This window comes from Providencia sp. PROV272 (genome assembly GCF_049901975.1).
Lineage (GTDB): Bacteria > Pseudomonadota > Gammaproteobacteria > Enterobacterales > Enterobacteriaceae > Providencia > Providencia stuartii.
In genome coordinates, this window is the sequence record NZ_CP096291.1 from 130074 (window position 1) to 154805 (window position 24732).

The window sequence follows — 24732 nt, forward strand, 5'->3', positions numbered from 1 at the left end:
TGCTTAATCTTTATCAATAAATGTGACTATTTGATTTCATAGGCTTTGGAAAATAGAGTATTCGGGCTATAATCAAGCCTCTACAGATAAGGAAGATCGTCGTCTCCGGTGAGGCGGCTGGATTTCAAATCCAGTTGGGGCTGCCAGCAGTCCCGGGCAGGTTCGACTCCTGTGATCTTCCGCCAAACTTCATCCAGCCAGTTCCGAGATACTCCATAAAATCCTTTATATTCAATATGATAAATAATCATCTTGTCCGTAATAGTCCGAGATCATCTCCCTGAATCCGCGAAAAATATGTATAGTAATGTGTATAGAATCTTCATACGCAGTTTTCAGTTATACACATGGCTCTAACCGATATACAAATCAAACGCGCAAAACCACAAGACAAACCATATACAATGAATGATGGGCACGGTTTGTCACTACTCATCAAGCCAGACGGTTCAAAGGGCTGGCGCTTCCGCTTTCGTTTCGCCGGTAAAGCACGGCTAATGTCATTTGGTAGTTACGAACTTGTTAGCCTCGCAGAAGCACGAGAGAAACGTGATACTGCACGTAAGCAGGTAGCAAACGGCATAGACCCAGTAGAAGAACGGAAGGCTCAGAAACTTGCTCAAAAATTATCAACTGAAAATTCTTTTGAGTCAGTTAGCAGAGAATGGCATGCAGCAAAAGCAGATCGCTGGACTATCGCTTATCGGGAGGAAATTATTAAAACATTCGAACAGGATGTTTTTCCTTTCATTGGTAAACGCCCAATATCTGAAATTAAGCCATTAGAACTGCTTGAAGTACTTAAGCGCATCGAAAAACGTGGAGCGTTGGAGAAAACCAGAAAAGTTCGCCAACGATGTGGAGAAGTGTTTCGCTACGCGATCATCACTGGCCGTGCTGAATACAATCCGGCGCCTGATTTAGCAATCGCTTTGGCTATTCCCAAGCAAAAGCATCATCCGTTTTTATCCGCGGAAGAGCTACCTCATTTTGTTAGAGATCTAGAGTCATATACTGGAAGTATTATTACCAAAAACGCAACCAAGATCCTAATGATGACAGGAGTCAGGACGCAGGAAATGCGTTTTGCAACTTGGAGTGAAATTGATTTGATAAAAGGTATCTGGGAAATACCTGCTGAACGGATGAAAATGCGTCGGCCACATATAGTACCTTTATCATCTCAGGTAATTGAACTGTTTAAACAACTACAACCGATAACATCGGACTATCCCTATGTTTTTATTGGCAGAAATGATCGTAGAAAACCGATAAGCAAAGAAAGTGTAAACCAAGTTATTGAATCATTAGGTTATAAGGGAAGAACTACTGGTCATGGTTTTAGGCATACACTATCGACAATTCTTCATGAAATGGGATTTGAGAGCGCATGGATTGAGATTCAGCTCGCACATGTTGATAAGAATACTATCCGAGGCACATATAATCATGCTTTGTATCTTGATAAAAGAAAATATATGATGCAAAAATACTCGGATTTTTTGATGAATTTATCTACCGGAGTTCAAAATGATTGAAATATTGGGAATGAAACCTCAGAATCATACTGTTTCTGATATTCTAGAAAATTCAATAAGAAAGATAAATGATATAGCTGGATATTATTATCGCGGTTTTCCTGTTATTTTTCTGAGCGAAAACAATGTTACTCTTGATGGTCTAATTTGCTCATCAAAGCATGGTGTTGTCATTTTCCATTTCAATGAGGAAAGAGAGTTAACCCAAGATGATATTGATATCATTGACGAAATGCACATGAAATTCGTCGCAAAACTTTCTGAAGTAAAAGCACTGACTAAAAACAGAATATTAAACGTACCTGTGAACAGTATTGTTTTCGCACCAAACTGTATAAATATTGATGATTTTGATTGTGACAGTGGTTTAAGCATTAGTTCCAATGTTGATGAAATATTATCTATTCTCAATGACATTACCTGGGATGATGGTTCCCTTCTTGAAACTTTACTATCCCATGTTCAATCACTTTCAAAATTGAAGCCCAAGAGAAAAAGAAGCTATGTCAGACAGATTGACTCAAAGGGTAGCGTACTAAAAAAATTGGAGAATTCACTTGCCACTCTTGATTCTAGTCAAACGACTGCCGTCTTGGTCAATATTGATAATGTCCAAAGGATTCGTGGGCTTGCTGGCTCAGGTAAGACTATTGTTCTCGCTCGAAAAATTGCACATATACACTCACAAAATCCTCACTGGAAAATAGCAGTTACTTTCAATAGTCGCTCTCTCAAAGAGCAACTAAAACATTTAGTCTCAGCATTCGCAGATGATAATGGAATTGATTGGGATAACGTAGACATTATTCATGCCTGGGGCGGCTCTAAAACAGAAGGTTTATATTACAACGCATGTGTGGCACATAATATACCTTATTACGATTATAACGGCGCATGTCGTCTTGCAGAATTTAATGAAACACCTTTTCAGGCTGCCTGTAAGAACTTCCTCGATAATAAAAAAGAAGATAAGAAATTATATGATTTCATCCTTATTGATGAGGCTCAAGATTTTTCAATTGAGTTTCTCCGCATATGTTATTCTTTGCTAGGGGAAAAGAAACGATTAGTTTACGCTTATGATGAATTACAAAATCTTGGGGATTCATCCATGCCTTCTCCTGAACAAATTTGGGGAGTAGACGAGCATGGAAAACCAATTGTTAGTTTCACCAGTGAAGAACAAGATATAACTTTAGACATTTGTTATCGAAATCCAGGCCCAATCTTAACCACGGCTCATGCTTTAGGGTTTGGTATTTATCATAAACCAATAATTCAGATGTTTGATTTTGAAGGATTATGGACAGAGATTGGTTATGAAAAAATAGATGGTGAATTAGTTGAGGGAAAGGAGGTTATATTATCAAGGACAACGAAATCTAGCCCATCCCTATTGAGTGCACATAACTCAATTGATGAGATGATCCAGTTTGTTAAATTTGAAGACAAGCATTCTCAATCTAATTGGATTGCGCAGGAAATATTTAAAAATATTCATGAGGAAGAGATATTACCTAGCGACATTGTTGTAATTCACCCAGATACAATACGTATGAGAAATGAAGTAGGTTATCTGCGTGACCTTTTATTCCAAAACGGAATTAATACATCTATAGCTGGAATTACAAGCTCTCCTGATGAGTTTTTCTCAGATAATAGTGTAACATTTACATCCATATTCAGAGCAAAGGGAAACGAAGCAGCTATGGTATACATCATGGATGCTCATTATTGCAACGTGGATTATGAACTGGCAAAGCGTAGAAATATCCTTTTTACTGCAATGACAAGAACTAAAGCATGGCTTCGTGTATGTGGTGTGGGTTCTTCCTTTGATGGCCTGATTAACGAATACAATGAGGTGAAACAAAGAGGATTTAAACTGGAATTTACATACCCAACAGAAGCAGAGCGTAAAAAAATGCGACTGGTGAACAGGGATATGACTTCTCAAGAGAGAAAAAGAGTACACCAAGCTAAATTGAACGCCCATAATCTCATGGTTCTATTGGATGGACAAGTTAGAGTTGAAGATATACCAGAAGAATTACGCCTTGCTTTAATTAAGCAACTGAAGGGTGAATGAGATGAACTCAAGTAGCATTTGCGCAGCAATTAGAAAAATCACATCTCATCTGATATCAGTGGGTATCAGTGACGCACAAAACTATCCTGTAATAACACGGGATAAAGAATATTATTATGTCAGCTATAGCGGATTCGCTGATACTTCAATTGCATTAAGAAATATTGAGTATGTTGATATCTATAACTTCTTGGACGAAAAAAGGCAATATAATATCAAATTATTAGATGGTGGGTTACTCCATCTTTTATTTCAGTTTGATCGTCGAATGAAACTTGTAAAAGAAAGACTATGTTATTTCCCCGCGCCTAATTACGAATCATTCCAGAATGACCCTGAGTTATATTTAGACGAAAGCAACTTTTATGCTGACATTGTCCAAAAATCAATTTTACCCGTTCCGATACGAGTGGATTATGCCCCTGATGACGCTAATGATGTTATTCATCCAGCAGCACACCTAACCCTAGGTCAGTTTAAAAATTGCCGGATACCATTGTCGTCACCATTATGTCCGGTAACGTTTGTGAAATTTATTTTAAGCTCTTTTTATAATACTGCTTATCATGATTTTGGTTTTGAAATGGAACGGTTAGTTCATCCCAACACTATTACACCGAGAGAGAGAGGAATGTTACATTTTTCAATTGAGTAATGTTTTACTCTCGTGCGCGCAGTGCTTTCCCCGCCTCGCCCGCCCGCTTTGTGGGATGGTTTTAATGCAGTTGCGCTGACACGCTCAGGCTGTCCACTCCCCCTAAAATAAGACAGCTATAATTAGAGTTTCTGCCCTAAAAATTGCAGAGGTCATGATGAAAAAAGCCCGTTTTACTGAAACTCAGATCGTTAATATTTTAAAGCTCGCTGATTCAGGGATGAAAGTGGAAGACATTTGTCGCCAAAATGGGATCAGTAACGCCACTTATTATAATTGGAAATCAAAATATGGTGGCATGGAAGCTAATGATGTTAAACGATTAAAAGAGCTTGAGGATGAAAATGCGAAACTGAAAAAGCTCTTTGCGGAAGTCAGCCTTGAAAATCATGCGATGAAGGAGCTTTTTGCAAAAAAGGGTTGGTAGTGACTGAAAAGAAGTCCTGTGCACAATCATTAAAAGAGGCAGGTTTATCAGTCATTAAGGCTTGCAAACTAACTTCATTGCCCCGAGCTACTTTTTACCGTCAACCGTTAGATTGGCGTAAAAAAGACCAAGTGGTGATCGATGCCAGGCGGATTCAAGTCCGAAGTGCAACGCTAAGCCGCCTTTCTTAGCTCCGCAAACACCACCGAAGGTTGTCTGAACCCCAGACACTTGCGTGGCCTGCTGTTCAACGCTCCCTGATAGCGTTGTAAGTCTTCTTCTGTCACTGTCCGCAGGTCTGTTCCTTTCGGGATAAACTGTCTTAACAACCCATTCGTATTCTCGTTCAGCCCACGCTCATGCGAGGCATACGGATGGGCAAAGTACGTATCTGCGTTCAGTGCTTCTGCTATCGCCTTGTGCTCACTAAACTCTAGACCGTTATCGAACGTTATTGTGTGACATACATCCTGATACTCACTCAGCAGTGAGATAATGGCCTTACTGACTTCCACCGCATCCTTTGAAAACACCTTTTTTGTCAGGTAAATACGGCTTTTGCGTTCTGCCAGTGTCACGATAGCACCAGTGCCCTGTTTACCCTGCACCAAATCGGCCTCCCAGTCCCCCAGACGGCTACGGTCATCGACGACTGACGGCCGTAGCTCAATGGATACCGCATCAGGGATGCGCCCTCGTTTCTGCCCGTAGCCCTTACGATATCGCCGTTTGCCCTGCCTAAGATGCCTGTACAACTCGCCACCGCTACGCTTATCCGCATAGATATACTGGTAAATCCATTCATGGCTGACGCTAAGACCAATAATGCTGCCAATTGCACTTATTTGCTCAGGACTCCACTTCCACTCCAGAGCAAATATCACGAAATCTATGGTCTGCTGAGGAATTGTCCTTTTGGCAGATGACAGCCGCCTATCACAGCACTTCTGGTGTGCCTGTTGTGGGTTATAACCAGTATCTGAAGTGTTACGCCTCAGTTCACGGGAGACCGTGGACTTGCTTACACCGATACGGATACCTATCTCATGGCAGGATAAATTATCCTCACGCAGTATCGATATCTGGTATCGTTGTCCTTCGGTTAGTTGCTGATACTTCATACTTACTCGCTCATCTTTGGTCGGAAGAGCAGGATAGCTTATCAGTAGCTAACCGTCCTTCCATCTAACATGACCGAGCGTTGCACTTATTATCTGAATTCGCGCCATACAATCTGTGTTAGCGAAATCACCACAATCAGGATTTTGGAAATGCTATTTTCGGCTGCGATTTCAAGGCTATTCTTTTAATCATAAACGAGTTTATCGCGTTTATTGTCGATTAGGATTGAACTTGAAACGACGGGTTAAAAAGGTGCTTCCGAAGCGTGAAAAAAGACCATTAGTGATAGAAAAAGTCCCGAATATTCAATGGGCTTTGGATTTTGTACACGACAGTTTGTACTGTGGTAAACGCTTCAGAACCTTGAATATTATTGATGAGGGGACACGTGAGTGCCTGGCAATTGAAGTTGATACGTCATTGCCTGCTGAACGAGTCATTAGAGTACTAGAACGTTTGAAAATCGATAGAGGATTGCCGAAACAAATTCGAGTGGATAATGGACCTGAACTTATTTCAGCTAATCTATTGAATTATTGTAAAAATAATCGAATTGATTTATGCCATATTCAACCCGGTAAACCTCAACAAAACGGTTTTATCGAACGATTTAATGGTTCATTTCGCCGTGAATTTTTAAATGCCTATTTATTTGAATCATTAAGCCAAGTACGAGAGATGGTGTGGTTTTGGCAGCAAGATTACAATCTAAATCGAACCCACGAAAGTTTAAATAACCTCCCACCGGAGACATACCGTAAACAGTTAGAAATCTCTAATTTGAAGTGTCTTAATTAATGGGGAGTGGACATATATGGATGGGTGCAGGGAAATGTGTGGTGGTATGCTACATGGACAAGCGTTTGAATAATATAGCCAGTGTGAATTTTAAGTGATGATTGGCCATCTTTATCTATAAATATAAAGACGGCCATATCTATTAGAAATTTAAATAATATTTAATATATTATTTATTATTAACATTATGGTTTATTTATAATGTTGTTGAATCTTTTGCGCAGTAGCAAATCCACGTTTTGCTTCTTTCTCGGCAATTTCAACAGACAAACCAATATAAGCTCGAGGGTCTAACATTTCTTTGATTTCATCATTGCTAAATGCCGCGGAAATGATCTCATTCTTAGTTAAGTTAGTATAAAAATCCTCACCATCAGCAGCGGTTTTAATCGCTTCCTCATAGAGTAGTGAGTGAGCTTTATCTTTACCCAATTTTTCAGCCATCTTCATCATAACGTATTCAGTATTATCTAATCCTTTATTTCTGAGGACGTTATGTAGCATTCTTTCTTCATGAGGCACAATCGTTCTAGACAGCTCTTCAGTTCTCAACAAGATCTCCGTAGTAAGCTCTAATGCTTCTTCAATCAAGCCATCAAACAACATGTATGAACTGCTATCCCCTTCATATGGTCTCACCGCAGAGTACATACCCACACTTGGCAAGGAATATAATTTCTGTGAGTTAGCAATGATCCCTTTGGCTAATTTAGGGTTAATTTTATGTGGCATGGTACTGCTACCCACGGTGCCTTTAGTAAACCCTTCCGAAACCTCAGCGATTTCTTCCAATGTTGTGCTATAGACTTCTTCACCAATTTTATGACAGATATTAGCCATCAACGCTAAGTTAGCCATATATTCTAATTTATGGGTACTCAGGTTTCTTGATGGTACTTCCATCGCTTCCATGCCCACTAATTCGGCAACTCTTTTTTGTACCTCTAAACCTACACCAGGCATAGAGTTAAATGCCCCAACAGCGCCGCCCATCATGATAGTAAATACACGCTTTTCACACTCTTGCATGCGCTGATAACAGTCAATGAAGTCACTGATCCAGACAGAAACCTTATATCCATAGGTAATCGGGATCGCATGGCGACCATGGGTCCTTCCCGGCATGACCATCGATTTGGTTTTCAATGCTAAATTAGATAAGTTTTCAATGATCTCGCCGAGCAGCAACATAAACTTATGATGTACCGTCTTCATCATATACAGCTGTGAACTTTGTTGTATATTCTGTGTGGTAATTCCATAATGAATATATTTACCGCTCTCTTCGGAACAAGCATTCACCAGTACTTTTAAAAAAGGTACAAAGCCATGACCGATTTTTTGATAAATACGGTTCATTTCTTCGAAATCAATATTCTCGATAACTGCTTTTTCTTTAATTTCATCCGCTGCCGATTGAGGAATAAAACCAAGTTCGGCTTGAGCCTGAGCTAGCATTGATTCAAACATTAACCAAGTTGAATATTTGGCTTCATTCGATAACAGGTCTTTTATTCCACGGTCATCAATAGTTTTACTTTTAGAATCGTATAACGCTCTCATTTTGTATCCCTTCTTTATTTCTTCATTGCTTCATCAACAGCATTACGAACAAACTCAACTTTTGGACCATAGACAACATGGACATGGTTTGCCGATGGGAAGAAGAATGCAGTACAACCAGACTCCAACATTAAATCTTTATCAATTTGATTCACTTCTGCGACGTCAATACGCATACGGGTAATACAGTTATCAACATTACGAATGTTTTGTTTTCCACCTAATGCATTGATCAGTATTTCTGCAACCTCGCCATAACGCTTTTCTTTAATTAAGGTATTTTTCAAATTACTTGATTCTTCTCTGCCCGGTGTTTTGATATCAAATTTGATGATTGCCCAGTAGAAGATAAAGTAAGTGACAACAGCTAAACAGCTTCCGATAATCACTAAGAAGATCCAGTTCGTATGTTCATACAGCAAGCCAAAGATAGTGAAGTCAAATATTGTTCCCCGGATATAGCCGATTGCAACACCCGCTAAAGAGAGTAGAACTGCACCAATCCCAACAATGATTGCATAAACTAAATATAAAAGAGGTGCGATAAAGACGAAGGTAAATTCTAACGGTTCAGTCACGTTACCTAATATGGCGGTTAATACCATGGTAACTAACATTGATTTAACTTCAGCACGATTCTCTTTTTTGGATGTTTTATAGATGGCTAAGGCAATAGCAGGGAATAAGAACAAGGTCACTAACATCTGCTGTTGAGCCATAAAACGTGTCAGGCTTGGCATCATTGCCCAGTATTCACTGTTTGGTCCTTGTTTGAATAACACTTCCGTCATTGCAGGAACAACCCCGACAAAAGTTTGCCCATCAATAACGTAAGAGCCGCCTGCTTCTGTAAATCTAAATAAAACGTTCCAAACATGGTGTAAGCCAAATGGAATAAAGAGTCGTTCACCACCTGCCGTAAAGAATGGTCCGACTGGGCTGAGGATCACGGCTGATAATTTCATCAAGCCAAGAACCAAAATTTCCCAAATAAAAGGTAAGACTGCACCCACTGCGATCATTAAACCAATCATAATAATCGATACTGATTTTTTACCTGAGAAGAAGGCAAATGCAGTCGGTAACTCAAGGTTATAGAATTTATCGGTGGCCCAAGCAGCAATTAACCCAGTGATTATCCCGCCCGCGGCGCTAATATTCATGGTTTGTATGCCTAACACCTTAATTTGCCCAACCTGAGTCATAACGGCAGGATCCGCAAGCTTACCTGTCAGTACTAGCCAGACATTAATGGTTATGATTAATGTTAGGTAGCCAACGACAGAGGCAAAAACAGCAATGCCTTTATCTTTTAAGCTCATGCCATAAGCCACCCCCATTGCGAAAAGGAGCGGGATATTGTCAAAAATAACACCTGCAATTGAACGGATACTGACTAATAACGCATTAACGGTTTCATTCCCCAGAAAAGGAAACCGAGCTATCATATAGGATTGAACTAAAGCACCGCTGATACCCAAAATCATACCAATGGGTGCCAAAACACCGATTGGAAGAAGTAAGGTTCTCCCAAAACGTTGAATTGATTCACCGAACTTTTTTTTGGCCATATTTTTTTCCTTATGACTTCGAATATAAAATATATTCTAAATAATTCGAGGTGCAGCTAAGCGACAAGCAAAAAAATCGTTATGCGCTTAGAAAACGCTGCAACTAGAAGTATGACGAGTATAAAAGGGATACTAGCACTGGAGATCGAGTAAAATAAATGATGTTTCGGTTTTAAATATTATCTTAGGTCATTAATTATGACCTAGGTCATTTTATTTTTTCCAATATGAGAGGAAATTATTCTAAATAATGTAGGAATAATATTGTTGCTTACATTAAATAATGGTTAAACTTATTTAAGTTAAGTGGATATAATAAACAATACATAGGCATTTCTTTAGATGAAAAAATTTTAATTTAACTTTATTTATACTTTAGTGATTCGAGATATAGATAAGTAACAAATCAATGTAGTCACCATACTTTAACGAGAAGCATTGCAGTTTGAAATATGACGAGTACAGATTATTTTAAAGCAAATACTCCAATTCATTGATCAATAAATCAACTAAAATAAAAAAGCCAGTTCTGGACTTGGTATCATCGATCTTAGTGTCATAACTATCTGAAAAACAAAATAGAGTATTATCTGCATAGCTGGTAAGCTCATTGGTATGAAATGCTGTCATACTAATGATATTTGCCTCTTTTAACTGGACAATTTTCGCTGTTTCAATGATTTTTTTTGTTCCCCCAGACAGAGAAATAAAAATCACGGTATCGTCCTTGGTCACTAAGCGTGTGAATGAATCCGATAGGTTGTAATCATTAATAAAAAAGCAATGTAGCCCCAGTGCAAACAGCATATGTTCAAGATAAAAACCTACAGCTTTACTCGTTCCCCTAGCAACAATAAAAATATTCCTAGAATGACGTAATGTTTTGGCACAATTAGCAATTTGCTCCTCATTTATCAATGTAAAGCTTTTATTAATGTTTCTTTCTAGTTGTTTTTTGTAGGATGACGGGTTTATTTTTTCTGTTTTATTTTTGCTGAGAATATAATTATTAATTTGAAATTTAAGCTCTTTAAAACCACTAAACCCTAATTTTTGCGATAAGTTAATGATCACCGTTTTTGAGACAAAGGTTTTAGCCACTAATTCATTAATATTTAAATAAGGGATATCAGTAATATTATCGGTAAGATATTTTAATACTTTTTTTTCGCTAATTGTTAAGTTATCGTAATTTTTTAAAAATTCCAACATACCTTACCGCCTTATTCAGTATAAAAACAGCATCAAAAACCGGTCATTTGATCAATTTTACCGTTTCATCAATATCTATTTCATCTTCTGAGAAGATCAGCGTTGTGCCATGTAACGTGGTGATCGCCAATTTTTTTAATGAGCGCATATCACCCGCTTTAATGTCTGATTTTGGCCTAATATTATTCATTAAAGCGCCTACAGATAATACAGCATTTTCTTTATTAATTCCTGTATCAGCAGGTACTTCTTCACTGTAAACCACATAAGACTTGATGGATGTCAGCTTAATACGTTCACCAGCAATATAAATATACTTGCTTTCAGGTATCACTTTAACCGCGTAAGCCGATAACCCTTTATTATTTGTTGTTGGCTCAAAGGTGACTGCTGCATTTTTCTTAATCAGATCAGGGTTGGCGACCTTAATCACATGAAAATAGCGGTTATCGCCGTTTTCATCTTTGATAAACCCAAAACCTTTATCTTCAAACCACGTTGTGATTGTTCCATTCATCGCCATTACCGCCCATTCAATTATTTCATTACAGACTGCAGTATAAAGCACAATGATAGTGCAAACTATGCCTTTAATTTAGCTTGTTCGCGAATTCAGATAATAAGTGCAACGCTCGGTCATGTTAGATGGAAGGACGGTTAGCTACTGATAAGCTATCCTGCTCTTCCGACCAAAGATGAGCGAGTAAGTATGAAGTATCAGCAACTAACCGAAGGACAACGATACCAGATATCGATACTGCGTGAGGATAATTTATCCTGCCATGAGATAGGTATCCGTATCGGTGTAAGCAAGTCCACGGTCTCCCGTGAACTGAGGCGTAACACTTCAGATACTGGTTATAACCCACAACAGGCACACCAGAAGTGCTGTGATAGGCGGCTGTCATCTGCCAAAAGGACAATTCCTCAGCAGACCATAGATTTCGTGATATTTGCTCTGGAGTGGAAGTGGAGTCCTGAGCAAATAAGTGCAATTGGCAGCATTATTGGTCTTAGCGTCAGCCATGAATGGATTTACCAGTATATCTATGCGGATAAGCGTAGCGGTGGCGAGTTGTACAGGCATCTTAGGCAGGGCAAACGGCGATATCGTAAGGGCTACGGGCAGAAACGAGGGCGCATCCCTGATGCGGTATCCATTGAGCTACGGCCGTCAGTCGTCGATGACCGTAGCCGTCTGGGGGACTGGGAGGCCGATTTGGTGCAGGGTAAACAGGGCACTGGTGCTATCGTGACACTGGCAGAACGCAAAAGCCGTATTTACCTGACAAAAAAGGTGTTTTCAAAGGATGCGGTGGAAGTCAGTAAGGCCATTATCTCACTGCTGAGTGAGTATCAGGATGTATGTCACACAATAACGTTCGATAACGGTCTAGAGTTTAGTGAGCACAAGGCGATAGCAGAAGCACTGAACGCAGATACGTACTTTGCCCATCCGTATGCCTCGCATGAGCGTGGGCTGAACGAGAATACGAATGGGTTGTTAAGACAGTTTATCCCGAAAGGAACAGACCTGCGGACAGTGACAGAAGAAGACTTACAACGCTATCAGGGAGCGTTGAACAGCAGGCCACGCAAGTGTCTGGGGTTCAGACAACCTTCGGTGGTGTTTGCGGAGCTAAGAAAGGCGGCTTAGCGTTGCACTTCGGACTTGAATCCGCCTGGAAAGCTTACAGAAATACAAGTAGACTATAAAAAAATATCAGACGCCATACTGAATTAGCTGAACGCGCTCTTTATTTCATGGTGATAATGATTACTCTTTAACTAGAAAAGAATTTAGAATACTAAAAGAAATTAAATTAAGTATGAAAAAGTGTCAGGTAGTTGGTTATAAAATAACAGTAGGTTTAGATAATGAATTTAATCCTTCACATAACAGTAAATACACTGAATTTTTCATCGCTGAGGATTTGGCAAAATGAATCGAACAAATAAAGTAATTAAATATATAGAGAATTTAGTTAACTCTTCAAATAATGATGTTGCAAAGATTAATAAAATCATATATAGCGAAACTATAGATAGTCTAGATGAATTACATGGGTTAAGTAACTCAGAACGCTATATTCGTTATGAAGTTTTACTAGAGTCTTACTTATCAAGTATTGCACTAACATACATGCGAAGAATATACAAAAATGATAATGATTCACCTTATGAATTTGAGCGTTTTTTTTACCATAAGAATATACTGTTTGTATTAAATTATCTTATGACAAAAAATAGAGAGGAATTATTTCTCAATTTAGCGGAGCAAGGTGAAATTTTATTAATGGATTTCGCCTGTAATGATTTTCGAATAGGGCACTTTTGCTACGATAAAATTATTGAAAGTATTCAATCGGGTAAAATGGCAGAATCACTCCCTATGTATACTCGACCACAGAAATTAGGTGTCCTAGCGATTGAAATGCTGGCAAGCGAGAAAAACCAAACAATAGATTGGGAAAGCGCCGGAATTCCTATTGACCCATTCTATCAACGTTTCTGCCAAGAAGCATTGTATAATGAAAATCACGATGTTGTTTCCCAATGGCTTATTGCACTTTGTGACTGTCATGTCGAATGGTCTGCATTATTTGCAGATAATGAGAATGAACAAAGCTCAACAGGCTATGAAATTGATATGGAAATTTTATTAGCGTGGCCGTTTGAATACCAAGCCGTCAAAAATTTCCGTGCCCGCCATGATTTGACAACACCCATCATTGATCATCCGCTATTAAAAACCCCCATGGCAATAGACCACCGTCCGGATATGATAGGATGGAAACAAAATATGCCCGCTATTTATCACCAAATGATTGATGACTTGATTTCGATTAATCCCGAGCTTCAAGTGATTCACAAGTTATTTTAATCACGATTAATAGGCAGTAATTTACTGACTGTGAATATAGATAATGTCATGACGCTGACGGCAAAAAGCAAAAAAATTATTCAAAGTAGCGAACGTCAAGCGTTTTTTTATTTGGAAAATGAATATCAACCGGTATTAGCACACTATAAGATTAAACGAATAATATTCTTTAATTTGCTAAAGAGAAACTGCTTGCAATATTAAGTAGTAGCCGAATTACCTGAGAATACTATTCCGCATGATGGAAATTTCTCTAACATTTAAATTTATTGATTTCGGTGATCGTTTGAACGACCACCTTTTATAAATAGGCAAATATATAGAATTATTCACAGGGCCTAGAATTCATCGCCCCAGCACTCTTCGATAGATATTTAAATACGCCTCCGCCGACTTTTGCCAACTCACATCTTTTGCCATTGCATTTTTTTGGACCTGTTGCCATTGTGCTGGAGAATCCCACAAAGCTAACGCGCGGTCGATTGCGGATTTAAGATCGGCGGCATGACTCTCATTAAACACAAAGCCTGTTGCCTCTTTGCGTTTTATCGCCTCCAATGAACAATCTGTCACGGTATCGGCTAGGCCACCGGTGTTGCGCACGAGTGGTAACGTGCCATAACGTAGCGCGTAGAGCTGTGTCAGGCCACATGGCTCAAAACGACTTGGCACCATTAATACGTCTGCACCTGCAATGACTTGGTGGGATAATGGCTCATCATAACCAATAATCGCGCGTACCTGATCTGGATATTGTGATTGAGCATGGCGATAGGCATTTTCGAGGTCGTGATCGCCGCTGCCAAGTAAAACAAACTGACTACCAGAACTCAGTAGATCCGGTAAGATTTCTAAGATCAGATCCAAACCTTTTTGGCGGGTCATTCTGCTAACAACAGCAAAGAGCGGTTTATCCGTTTGTTGCGCAAGGCCGAGGGATTGTTGCAAAGCCAGTTTGTTTTTTACCTTATTTTTTACACTACGCTCACTGTATTTTTGCGCAATTAAGGCATCACTTGAAGGTGACCAGACCTCAGTATCTATGCCATTTAAAATACCACTTAAGCGCTGCTCGTGGTTGAGCCGATTTAAAAGCCCATCGAGGCCATAAGCATAATGCGGATTTAAGATCTCTTTGGCATAGGTCGGGCTAACGGCGTTAGTATGATCGGCATAAAATAGCCCTGCTTTCATAAATGAGAGTTGACCAAAAAACTCCATTCCATCAACGTTGTAAAACTCAGGGGGCAACCACAGTTCATGAATATGATGGGGTGAAAATAGCCCTTGGTAAGCGATATTATGGATGGTGAACATACAGCGGGCAGGGTAGCCATAGGCTGCAAGGTAGGCACAGGCTAGGGCAGCATGCCAATCATGAGCATGCACAATGTCGGCTTGCCATAGTGGGTCACAGCCTCTGGCGAGTTCAGCGGCGATAAAACCTAATAATCCAAAGCGGCGATAGTTATCTTGATAGGCATTGTTATAACCATCGTGATAGGGGCTACCTTCTCGTTGGTAAAGGTGCGGTGCTTCAATAAGATATAATGGCGTATCGTTATATAGACAATAAAATAAGGTCACTTCCCCTGCGAATGTGTTAAGGGTCGTGACTTTTTGTTTATCAGCAAGTTGATTGATAATAGTAGGAAAACCCGGCACTAAGACTCTCGTATCTGCACCATGTTGCCGCTGAGCGGGCGGGAGTGCCGCAACAACGTCAGCCAGTCCACCTGTTTTTAATAAAGGAAAAAACTCGGCACAAACATGTAATACTTTCATTTTTTACTCCTTATTTTTTTTTGTGGCTGGCTTTATGGTCAGATATAGCGTTGATAACGGTGGCAGCGTCAATGCAATAGAATACTGGCAGCCATGTGCCTTGATTGGCTGGCTGGAAATAGGAGCAACAGGATGCTTATCGCTGCCCCCATAGCGTGAATCATTTGTGTTTAATAAGACTTGATATTGACCGTGTAGCCTGACACCAATGCGGTAATCTGCTCGCGTTACTGGAGTGAAATGGCTGATTACAAGCAGCGGGTCGCCATTTTCGGCGTAGCGAATAAATGCAAAAACCGAATTATCGTGATCGTCGACGATCACCCATTCAAAACTACTTTCATTGTGATCGTTATCGTACAGGGCGGGTGTACTGCGATAAGTAACGTTGAGATCTCTGATCAGACGTTGAACACCAGCATGCGGGCTGGTAGGAATATCCACCAGATGCCAATCTAACTCCCCATCATGATCCCATTCACGCCATTGTGCGATTTCTCCCCCCATAAACAGCAGCTTTTTACCTGGGTGCGCCCACATAAACCCATAATAGGCACGTAGCGTGGCAAATTTTTGGTCAGGTGAGCCTGACATTTTGCGCAATAAGGAACCTTTACCGTGAACAACTTCATCGTGAGATAGAGGCAATATGTAGTTTTCACTCCACGCATACATCACGCTGAATGTCATTTTATTATGGTGGTATTTACGGGCGATAGGGTCTAGCTGTAAATAGCTTAACGTGTCATGCATCCACCCCATATTCCATTTGTAGTTAAATCCAAGTCCGCCAAGGGATGGTGGCAATGTCACCCCAGAGAAGTCTGTCGACTCTTCTGCGGCCATTAATACATTAGGCTGGATACGGTGAAGTAATTCGTTGGTATGCTGTAAGAAACTGACGGCCTCAAGGTTAATATTGCCACCATACTCGTTTGCAATCCATTCGCCGTCAGGGCGGCTATAATCGCGATAAATCATCGATGCAACAGCATCAACGCGTAAGCCATCGAAGCCAAATCGATCTACCCAATAGACGGCATTATCGGATAAAAACTGGCGTACCTCGTGACTGCGGTAGTCGTAGATCAGAGTATCCCAGTCGCGGTGCTTACCTTCTTTTGGGTCAGCATACTCATAGAGTGGCGTACCATCAAAATTGGCTAACCCACTATTATCCGAAGGAAAATGGCCGGGCACCCAATCTAGGATCACATTAATACCTAATCGATGTGCTTCATCAACAAAGTCAATCAAATCTTGTGGCGACCCAAAACGGCTGGTAGGAGAGTAGATACCTAATGGCTGATAGCCCCATGAGCCATCAAAAGGGTGTTCGCTAATAGGCAATATTTCTAAATGGGTGAACCCCATCTCTTTAACATAGGGAAGTAATGTTTCTGCCAGTTCTCGGTAAGTGAGCCAACTATGGTTATTGGCTGAGCGCCGCCATGAACCAAGGTGAACCTCATAAATAGAGATAGGGGCATTGCGTTGGTTCGATTGGATTTGCTGTGCTGTGGGGTGGCGCTGTTTTGGAAGCAGGGAAACAATTGATGTCGTATCTGGTCGTAATTGGCTGCGAAAGGCATAAGGATCGGATTTTAATTGTATTTCGCCTTTTGCATCTAATATTTCATATTGATAGTGAGTACCTGCCTGAATCGCGGGAAGAAAGATTTCCCAAAGGCCATTTTCGGGATGATGGCGCATGGGGTATCGGCGACCGTCCCAAAAGTTAAAAGCGCCCACGACAGAGACTCGTTGGGCATTCGGTGCCCAAACACAAAAATGCGTACCTGTAATATCACCCACTTGGCGTACATGCGCACCGAGTGTTTCAAATGAGAAAGTACGCTGGAGGCCTTTGGTATCTGCATCGTGTAGTAATGTGCCGAAACGGTACGGATCTTCAATAACCTGTTGTGAATTGCCCCAGTTAACCTGCAAAATATAAGTGAAATTAGCGTCTAAGTCTGTTGCATCGCCTGAAAAAAAGCCGCGTTCATCAAGGCGTGATAGTTGCACAACGGGGGCTGCGGTCAACCTATCCAGTACGGTGACCTCTTGAGCATTTGGGAGTAAGACTCGAAAATAGGTGACTTTTCCTTGTTGATGCATACCAAGGAAAGCAAAAGGGTCACGATAATGTCCGGCAAATAATTGATCGATGATCAGTTGTTGCTCTGATGGTTTTTCTCTCTCTTTCATCACCTCTCCTGAATGAAATCAGTCGCAGCTAGCCGCCTTATATTATCGTTTTCATGATTAACTTTTAGATGCTAAAGGTAGCGTTAAAACGAGCGCTATTTGTTATTATTTATCTTTTCAATGATACAAAATAATAGTCCACAATTTCATTTGATAAAAATATTGAGATAAGTCAATAACTATCAAATTAGGAATGTTTTATATTTTAATATAGCGATAAAACAATAAAGCTGCTTGGTGTTGGAGTAAAGTCATCAAAAATAGATGAATTGGAAATGGTTTTGTTTCTTATGATAATAAGTCTAGGTGCTAAAAAGTCAACATCTATAACTAGTTGAATCTATGCGTTTAAATGCTTTTCAATTTCGGATGCTCTTGATTAAATATTACTGTCATTTATTGATGTGAAATATAAAACATTAATTAATGACAAAACTAAAAATTAATATTGTTAAATGGAATTCTCTATTGCTTTATTAGCATTAGTCCGTAAATATAAGGGTAGTGATTAATAAAGTGTGAGACCCAGAGAGTTATTATGGATCAACCAACGAGTTCAACCGAAACTAATCAAAAAACGAAGAATGAAAAACGTAGAAAAGTCTGGATGGTAATTGCTTCAATTATTATTGTTCTACTGTTTGTTGCTTATGGTGCTTATTGGTTTTTGGTATTACGTTTTCAAGAATATACTGATGATGCTTATGTCTCCGGTGTGCAAGTACCTATTGTTGCGCAGACTACAGGTAATGTGACTCAGGTTAATTTTGAAAATACCGATTTGGTTAAAGCGGGTGATGTGCTGGTGGTTTTGGATAAAACCAATGCACGGCTAGCCTACGAGCAGGCAAAACATGACCTCGCAACCACGGTGCGCAAAACCAAAGAGCTGTACATTAATGGTGATGAATACCAAGCGCAAATCCAAAAAAATCGTATCTCACTTGCGCAAGCACAGAAAGATTATCAACGCCGCGCCGCTTTAGGACGAAGTGGGACTATCTCTAAAGAAGATTTACAACACTCCCAAGAAGCGGTGCAGTTGGCGCAAGCGGCCTTAGATATTTCCATTCAGCAATATAATGCGAACCAAGCACTATTGCGCAATACCGAGTTGAGAAAACAACCGGCAATCCAACAAGCCGCAGATAATGTGCGCAACGCATGGATTACTTTGCAACGTACAGAGGTGAAAAGCCCTATCACAGGTTATGTTTCGCGTCGTAATGTGCAAGTCGGTTCACAAGTCGGTCCGCAAGGCTCTTTGATGGCTATTGTGCCAGCTCAACCCGTTTGGGTGGATGCGAACTTTAAGGAAACACAATTAGAAAAGGTGCGCATAGGGCAGCCAGTAACACTCACCAGTGATTTTTATGGTGATGATATTGTGTATACCGGTAAGGTGGCTGGTTTGGATATGGGAACGGGGAGTGCTTTCTCTTTATTACCTGCACAGAATGCAACAGGTAACTGGATTAAAGTGGTACAACGTTTGCCTGTTCGTGTAGAGCTAGACCCTGAACAGGTTGCCAAATATCCGTTGCGTATTGGGTTATCAATGAATGCAACGATTGATATTAAAGATCAAAATGGCCCTGTGTTAGCAGAAGTTCAGCGTGACACGCCAGCATTTGAAAGTGATGTGCTGGTGTTAAAGCTGGCGGATGTCGATTCGGTGATCGACACGATTATTAACGAAAACGCGGATTAGCCCGAAAGGAGTGGCTGTGGCAGATATTCAACCACTAAAGGGCTCAAAGCTGGTATGGGCAACGATTGCATTGTCACTTGCAACCTTTATGCAGGTGCTGGATTCGACAATCGCTAACGTTGCCATCCCAACCATTGCTGGTGATCTCGGTGTTTCAATGTCACAAGGAACATGGGTGATTACCTCATTTGGTGTTTCTAATGCCATTTCCATTGCGATCTCTGGGTTCCTTGCTAAACGGTTTGGTGAAGTCCGTGTTTTTATATGGGCAACCGCTTTATTTACCATTTTTTCATTACTTTGTGGCTTCTCTGATAGCCTTGGCATGTTAATCTTATTTCGTGTTTTACAAGGTGCTGTTGCGGGGCCGGTGATCCCCCTTTCACAAAGTCTGATCATGCGTTGCTACCCCCCTAAAATGCAAAATATGGCATTGGCATTTTGGTCAATGACGATCATTTTAGCCCCGGTGTTTGGCCCTATTTTTGGTGGTTATATTAGTGATAACTTCCATTGGGGGTGGATCTTCTTTATGAACGTTCCACTGGGTATTTTTGTGGTTATTGTAGGCTCTATTATCCTTAAAGGAATGGAATCGAAAGTAGTCAATGTCCCGTTTAATTTGATTGGCTTGGCATTATTGTCAGTGGGTGTTGGTTGCCTTCAGGTCCTGTTGGATAAGGGGAAAGAGTTAGGATGGTTAGCCTCTGATGAAATTGTCACATTAGCGGTAATTTCAGCGATAGCATTGGTTTTTTTGGTTATTTGGGAACTAACAGACAAAAATCCAGTTGTTGAGCTTGCACTATTTAAATCACGTAACTTCACGATAGGCACGATTTCCGTTAGCTTAGCCTATATGGCCTACTTTGGTGCTATCGTTCTCTTGCCCCAGTTATTGCAGGAGGTCTATGGGTATACGGCAACATGGGCGGGGTTGGCCCTTGCGCCGATAGGGTTATTGCCCGTCTTGTTCTCTGCCCCCGTCGCGAAATTGTCAGACTTCCTTGATATTCGCTGGATAGTGACATTTAGTTTTGTATTCTATGCGATTTGTTTCTTCTGGCGGGCATATACCTTTGAACCAAGTATGGGCTTTTCTGCCGTAGTTTGGCCTCAGTTAGTGCAAGGGATGGCTGTGGCTTGCTTCTTTATGCCACTGACGACGTTAACACTGTCAGGTTTACCCCCTGAAAAATTGGCGTCGGCGTCAAGTCTTGCAAACTTCTTCCGTACTCTTGCAGGCTCGATAGGAACATCAATCACAACCACGATGTGGAGTGATAGAGAGTCGCTCCATCATAGCCAGTTAACGGAATACATCACTGACTATAACCCTGAGTCGCTAGAGATGTATAAAGAGATGGCGGCACATGGCTTAAGTCATGAGCAGACATCGGGCTTTATTGCGCAGGAGATCACTAGCCAAGGATTAATCATTGCGGCCAATGAAATCTTTTGGTTATGTGGATGGGTGTTTATTGGACTGATTATCACCGTCTGGTTTGCAAAACCGCCTTTTGGTAGTAAAGCGTAAGTTAAATACAATAAGAGCGCTAACGATTAGCGCTCTTATCTTTTGAAGCTTACGGGTAGACAATATTGAGTGTCGCCGTGGTTTTGAGGGTGCCTTGGGTTGCTCGCTGAGGGTCCCATGCATAATAGTAAACAGCCATTGGAATACTAAAGTGCGGTTCCAGTTGGCCTCCTGCATTTACGTAAAACAGCGACGTTGCATTACCTCGGGAGTTTGGATTTTGTGAAATCACCACAGGGGTATTTGGCGCATTAGTTTTAACTAAGCGTAGCCCGATACCTTGTGCGGCATTGGCTGTTTTATCAATCAAGACCGTATTATCTGAGCTAAGCAGATTATTGCTAGATAAAAAGACATCGATCGCTCTTTCTGCCGTATTATTTGCGCCCCCAAGGTTCTCACAACGCATATTCAATGAAAACGGTGTATAGCCAGCTTGGTTTCCATTAATGACTTGATGGCGGCTTAATGTTGGTAATGTGACAACAAGCCCCGCATTTTGGAAAGCGCAGGTAGTTAATTTTGGTGCATATTTTAATATTAGTGGCTGACCGAACATATCACGGTCATCATAGGGCCAGTTAAAACCGTTAAATAACCATTGTAGGATTTTCAGAAGTTGTTTAACGGGCCATAGCACAATATCAAAAATTGACATTCCGCTTAAATCTGTGACGAAGAGAATATCATGTAGATGGACGGTATCACCGGCAATGAGCGTGCCTTGTTTTGGTTCAAGCGTAAATTTAATCGTCACTGGTGTATTTAACTCAGAAGCAGAGTGACGACCTGATTTATTCAGTTTCTTATTCGGAATATCATTAATGATTTGTGCCCTGACATGATATTTCCCATTCATAAAACTCAAAATGGTTGCATATTGGTTGTCAGTATTCAGGATTTTGGTATAACCAAATTCGCTTTGGCGGGTGGAACAATTAAAGCTACCCGAGTACTGTGTCGATATGGTCGTTGTCCACTCGGGGGTGGCGGGGGTGAGTTTATCCGACAAATCAATGCTAATTGGCGAAGCATAGCTTATGCCACTTTCATGGCAAATTGCCTGACTATAGCCACTAAAGAGAATTAGGATTAAAAAAAGATAGGATCGCATCATGACATTCATCTCGTTATTGGCAAACGCCAGTGGGGCCGTCAAGGTTGTCTGGTAAGTTATGAATGGTGCAGTGACCCTCATTTAACCGAATAATGACCGACTTAGGAAAAGCTTCTGCTTTTAAATACAGCACACTGGCTTGCCCTACATAGCCAATCGCTTCTCCTTGAAGGTCAGTTACTTCTGCGCCGAAAGGTAATGCACTGCCATCTTGTCGTAATGCACGACTGAGCCAAGAGGTGCGCGTATCGGTTTTGAATTTCACTAAATTCACTGAACCTTCGATTGGTGCGCTATTTGCCATATTGCCGATAACTTCAGCGCCTTGTGTATTTTCTGTATTTGAAAGCATAATCGTATTTTTACGATATGGCGTTGCATAAGGTACTAATGCCAGTCCTTCTTTATTGGTCACGATACTTTGGTCGCCATTCACCATTAAGCCTTGTGCATGGGGCGCTTTGACGATGGTCATTGTATTGCCGATTTCGTTAGATGCGAGTATATCCCAAGGTATAGCGACTAAGCTGCCGCGTGCACTCAGCCCAGTTTGATGGTAGTCATTAGATTCACTGAGTGAACTACCAATAGTGGAAACATTTGAGCGATAAGCCACATTGGCGCTTGCCATGTTTTGGCCACCTTGCTGATTACTGCCGGAAAGTGAATAACTCAATCGGTTTGCTTCCAAAGCCGTACCACTTAAAGAAACGGTACTTTGTTGATAGTGAGAATCGGTAGCAGTAAGGCCTGTGCTGACCCATATATCATTATCAAATACAGACAGAGGTAAACTGATTGAAATATAGTAGCGATTTTCTTCTTCGCCTTTACCATCCCGTACTCGGCTAGCGGACAGTGAATAGCTGATATCTGAATACGCATTCGAGTAGCCTAGTTGGTACTCGCGGGTTGTTGGGGTAGTCGACCAATAGTCACGTTGGGAGCCGGAAACGTAGAAGGTTCCCCAGTTTTCAGGTAAGCGCTGATTTAAATTGATCGTGAAGGTATTTTTTGGACGAACCCCACGCATAGAATCCCACGTATTTATATCGAAAGCAGGTAATTCACGATGAGGCAGTGTCTCTGTGGCCTGTTTTTCTAAAGTTTCCTGATATAAACGGTAACCCTCATGGGCATGAATCGAATCACTGAAGCTATAATAGCCTTTGGTCGAATAGCGATAGGCGGCTAAGGTGAAGTTGGTAGCTGTCGTATTGAGAAACTTACTGTATGACACTCGCATACTTTGGCCTTTCTGCGTGTCATTAGGTAGTTGAGTATTGGCATGTGTGATATCGAGAGAAACAGCACCAATAGGTAAGTTCCAACCAGAGCCGACCAGATAAGCTTGATAATCTTCACTTGCAATCACCCCCGTGTAGCCAGTGATTAGGTTATTAAAACCATATTCGAAGGTGCCTTGGAGAAATTTGGGCTGATAGTGACCATTTTCTTGGTTCACCTTACCAGCGAGCAGGGCATAATTACTTACCCCCTCTTTTAACATCCCCGGTACGGCAGAAAATGGAACCGTAAAAGATTGTTCTTGCCCGTTGGCTTCTTTTACGATCACTAACAAATCGCCAGCCGACCCTGTTGGCTGAATATTATCGATGGTAAATTGCCCTGGTGGCACGTTTTCTTGGTAAATAATACTGCCGTTTTGTATGACTTTGACAAGGGCGTTAGTTTGAGCGACACCTCTAACAATCGGGGCAAAGCCTTGTTGTGAAGTGGGGCGCATATTAATGTCTGAGGCGAGAGAAACGCCACGAACTCGCACTGAATCAAATAGTGTTCCCTGGGAGTAAAAATCACCTGCAATAAAATTGGATTGATATAATGGTAAAGCTTTGCGTAGATAGCGTGTATTATTTTCCCATTTTAAGCTATCACCTGAATGTTTTCGGAGTGAGCTGCTATCGCGAAATTGCCAAGAGCTAAAATTGAGCCCCGATTCAAAACCCGCGTAGAGATCATCACTCGATGATTTATCACCATTTTTATTCTTTGTTTTATAGTAAGTCGCGTTATATGAAAGCATGGCTGCGGGGATACCCTCTTCCCAAAATTCGGGAGGAACATAGCCCACTTCGTTGCGCAAAAGAAAGCTTTGTGGAATAGACATTTTGATGCTTAATGTACTGATATCGACATTAAAGCTACCACCTTGCACCAATTGTTCTAATGTATATTCCTGCTCTTCATCCGATGTTTCAGGTAATTTGATCCCTAAAAGTCCAGCTTCGCGTTTGCTAAGAAAAATACGGTTGTGAGAGTCTGTAAATATAAAAGGATAACGGCCTTTCCAATCGCCATTAATAAAGACATCCATCTCTTGTGTACCCGCTGGCATGCTTTGCTCTTCATAAAAGCGAGACAGATCGGATTTCGCGGAATCACCAGCGAGTAAAGAGGTATCAAAACTCACCCCCCAGCTTTTTGATGTTCCAAGAATTAGGCAAACTGCTAATAGGCTCCTATGGCGGCCATGCAACTTCATTATTAC

The 24732-nt window shown here is 40.9% G+C and carries 16 protein-coding genes, 1 tRNA gene and 2 pseudogenes; 10 read left to right on the top strand and 9 right to left on the bottom strand.

Going from position 1 to position 24732, the window contains the following annotated elements; genetic code table 11:
- Window positions 1-90: 90 nt before the first annotated feature.
- From M1E93_RS00540 to M1E93_RS00560, 5 genes and pseudogenes are all read left to right on the top strand, one after another.
- Window positions 91-185 (top strand) — tRNA-Sec (locus M1E93_RS00540).
- A gap of 162 nt (window positions 186-347) precedes the next feature.
- The gene (locus M1E93_RS00545; protein ID WP_001697482.1) at window positions 348-1538 is read left to right on the top strand and encodes a tyrosine-type recombinase/integrase; all 1191 of its coding nucleotides are present in this window, start codon (window positions 348-350) and stop codon (window positions 1536-1538) included.
- A complete protein-coding gene (locus tag M1E93_RS00550; protein WP_169342357.1) occupies window positions 1531-3627 on the top strand; it encodes a DEAD/DEAH box helicase in 2097 nt (698 codons plus the stop codon). The genes M1E93_RS00545 and M1E93_RS00550 overlap by 8 nt, the downstream gene beginning before the upstream one ends.
- A 1-nt stretch (window position 3628) precedes the next feature.
- Complete coding sequence (locus M1E93_RS00555; RefSeq protein WP_001697486.1) at window positions 3629-4282, top strand: DUF2290 domain-containing protein; 654 nt, start codon at window positions 3629-3631, stop codon at window positions 4280-4282.
- Between the two features lie 157 nt (window positions 4283-4439).
- Window positions 4440-4855, top strand: a pseudogene (locus M1E93_RS00560) (transposase); the annotation flags it as partial.
- Window positions 4856-4882: 27 nt separating this feature from the next.
- Here the strand turns inward: M1E93_RS00560 and M1E93_RS00565 are convergent.
- Complete coding sequence (locus M1E93_RS00565) at window positions 4883-5830, bottom strand: IS30 family transposase (RefSeq protein ID WP_140035165.1); 948 nt, start codon at window positions 5828-5830, stop codon at window positions 4883-4885.
- A gap of 97 nt (window positions 5831-5927) precedes the next feature.
- Here M1E93_RS00565 and M1E93_RS00570 point away from each other — a divergent pair.
- Window positions 5928-6629, top strand: a pseudogene (locus tag M1E93_RS00570) (IS3 family transposase); the annotation flags it as partial.
- Between the two features lie 192 nt (window positions 6630-6821).
- Here the strand turns inward: M1E93_RS00570 and M1E93_RS00575 are convergent.
- The 4 genes from M1E93_RS00575 to M1E93_RS00590 form a co-directional block, all read right to left on the bottom strand.
- Window positions 6822-8192: a class-II fumarase/aspartase family protein gene (locus tag M1E93_RS00575; RefSeq protein ID WP_004926185.1), complete on the bottom strand. Its 1371-nt coding sequence runs from the start codon at window positions 8190-8192 to the stop codon at window positions 6822-6824.
- A 14-nt stretch (window positions 8193-8206) separates the two neighbouring features.
- Window positions 8207-9763, bottom strand: a complete 1557-nt coding sequence (locus M1E93_RS00580; RefSeq protein WP_004926187.1) for a PTS transporter subunit EIIC — start codon at window positions 9761-9763, stop codon at window positions 8207-8209.
- A 471-nt stretch (window positions 9764-10234) separates the two neighbouring features.
- The gene (locus tag M1E93_RS00585) at window positions 10235-10975 is read right to left on the bottom strand and encodes a MurR/RpiR family transcriptional regulator (protein ID WP_004926190.1); all 741 of its coding nucleotides are present in this window, start codon (window positions 10973-10975) and stop codon (window positions 10235-10237) included.
- 43 nt (window positions 10976-11018) lie between these two features.
- The gene (locus M1E93_RS00590) at window positions 11019-11498 is read right to left on the bottom strand and encodes a cold-shock protein (RefSeq protein ID WP_014657106.1); all 480 of its coding nucleotides are present in this window, start codon (window positions 11496-11498) and stop codon (window positions 11019-11021) included.
- A gap of 186 nt (window positions 11499-11684) precedes the next feature.
- Between M1E93_RS00590 and M1E93_RS00595 the strand changes: the two genes are divergently transcribed.
- Together M1E93_RS00595 and M1E93_RS00600 are read left to right on the top strand one after the other, a co-directional pair.
- The gene (locus M1E93_RS00595) at window positions 11685-12632 is read left to right on the top strand and encodes an IS30 family transposase (RefSeq protein ID WP_140035165.1); all 948 of its coding nucleotides are present in this window, start codon (window positions 11685-11687) and stop codon (window positions 12630-12632) included.
- A 285-nt stretch (window positions 12633-12917) separates the two neighbouring features.
- Window positions 12918-13859 carry a hypothetical protein gene (locus tag M1E93_RS00600; protein WP_104873068.1) on the top strand — a complete coding sequence of 314 codons (942 nt, stop codon included), beginning with the start codon at window positions 12918-12920 and terminating at the stop codon, window positions 13857-13859.
- A 345-nt stretch (window positions 13860-14204) separates the two neighbouring features.
- On the opposite strand, the gene glgA is transcribed toward M1E93_RS00600, so the two are convergent.
- Complete coding sequence (glgA, locus tag M1E93_RS00605) at window positions 14205-15644, bottom strand: glycogen synthase GlgA (RefSeq protein WP_426207057.1); 1440 nt, start codon at window positions 15642-15644, stop codon at window positions 14205-14207.
- 3 nt (window positions 15645-15647) lie between these two features.
- Window positions 15648-17855: a 1,4-alpha-glucan branching protein GlgB gene (gene glgB, locus M1E93_RS00610; RefSeq protein WP_004923415.1), complete on the bottom strand. Its 2208-nt coding sequence runs from the start codon at window positions 17853-17855 to the stop codon at window positions 15648-15650.
- A 538-nt stretch (window positions 17856-18393) separates the two neighbouring features.
- Here glgB and emrA point away from each other — a divergent pair.
- Both emrA and M1E93_RS00620 read left to right on the top strand, forming a co-directional pair.
- A complete protein-coding gene (emrA, locus tag M1E93_RS00615; RefSeq protein ID WP_004923418.1) occupies window positions 18394-19566 on the top strand; it encodes a multidrug efflux MFS transporter periplasmic adaptor subunit EmrA in 1173 nt (390 codons plus the stop codon).
- A 16-nt stretch (window positions 19567-19582) separates the two neighbouring features.
- Window positions 19583-21103 carry a DHA2 family efflux MFS transporter permease subunit gene (locus tag M1E93_RS00620; RefSeq protein WP_014657040.1) on the top strand — a complete coding sequence of 507 codons (1521 nt, stop codon included), beginning with the start codon at window positions 19583-19585 and terminating at the stop codon, window positions 21101-21103.
- A 49-nt stretch (window positions 21104-21152) separates the two neighbouring features.
- On the opposite strand, the gene M1E93_RS00625 is transcribed toward M1E93_RS00620, so the two are convergent.
- On the bottom strand, window positions 21153-22220 hold the full coding sequence (locus M1E93_RS00625; RefSeq protein ID WP_040132675.1) for a fimbrial protein: 1068 nt from the start codon (window positions 22218-22220) through the stop codon (window positions 21153-21155).
- 13 nt (window positions 22221-22233) lie between these two features.
- Window positions 22234-24726, bottom strand: a complete 2493-nt coding sequence (locus M1E93_RS00630; protein ID WP_060561289.1) for a fimbria/pilus outer membrane usher protein — start codon at window positions 24724-24726, stop codon at window positions 22234-22236.
- Window positions 24727-24732: the final 6 nt, after the last annotated feature.

Excerpts from the sequence above, each read along its gene's own strand:
- M1E93_RS00575 (WP_004926185.1), bottom strand. The coding sequence starts at position 8,192 with ATGAGAGCGTTATACGATTCTAAAAGTAAAACTATTGATGACCGTGGA.
- M1E93_RS00550 (WP_169342357.1), top strand. The coding sequence starts at position 1,531 with ATGATTGAAATATTGGGAATGAAACCTCAGAATCATACTGTTTCTGAT.
- glgB (WP_004923415.1), bottom strand. The coding sequence starts at position 17,855 with ATGAAAGAGAGAGAAAAACCATCAGAGCAACAACTGATCATCGATCAA.
- glgA (WP_426207057.1), bottom strand. The coding sequence starts at position 15,644 with ATGAAAGTATTACATGTTTGTGCCGAGTTTTTTCCTTTATTAAAAACA.
- M1E93_RS00580 (WP_004926187.1), bottom strand. The coding sequence starts at position 9,763 with ATGGCCAAAAAAAAGTTCGGTGAATCAATTCAACGTTTTGGGAGAACC.
- M1E93_RS00600 (WP_104873068.1), top strand. The coding sequence starts at position 12,918 with ATGAATCGAACAAATAAAGTAATTAAATATATAGAGAATTTAGTTAAC.
- M1E93_RS00555 (WP_001697486.1), top strand. The coding sequence starts at position 3,629 with ATGAACTCAAGTAGCATTTGCGCAGCAATTAGAAAAATCACATCTCAT.
- M1E93_RS00630 (WP_060561289.1), bottom strand. The coding sequence starts at position 24,726 with ATGAAGTTGCATGGCCGCCATAGGAGCCTATTAGCAGTTTGCCTAATT.
- M1E93_RS00565 (WP_140035165.1), bottom strand. The coding sequence starts at position 5,830 with ATGAAGTATCAGCAACTAACCGAAGGACAACGATACCAGATATCGATA.
- M1E93_RS00595 (WP_140035165.1), top strand. The coding sequence starts at position 11,685 with ATGAAGTATCAGCAACTAACCGAAGGACAACGATACCAGATATCGATA.
- M1E93_RS00625 (WP_040132675.1), bottom strand. The coding sequence starts at position 22,220 with ATGATGCGATCCTATCTTTTTTTAATCCTAATTCTCTTTAGTGGCTAT.
- M1E93_RS00545 (WP_001697482.1), top strand. The coding sequence starts at position 348 with ATGGCTCTAACCGATATACAAATCAAACGCGCAAAACCACAAGACAAA.
- M1E93_RS00585 (WP_004926190.1), bottom strand. The coding sequence starts at position 10,975 with ATGTTGGAATTTTTAAAAAATTACGATAACTTAACAATTAGCGAAAAA.
- M1E93_RS00590 (WP_014657106.1), bottom strand. The coding sequence starts at position 11,498 with ATGGCGATGAATGGAACAATCACAACGTGGTTTGAAGATAAAGGTTTT.
- emrA (WP_004923418.1), top strand. The coding sequence starts at position 18,394 with ATGGATCAACCAACGAGTTCAACCGAAACTAATCAAAAAACGAAGAAT.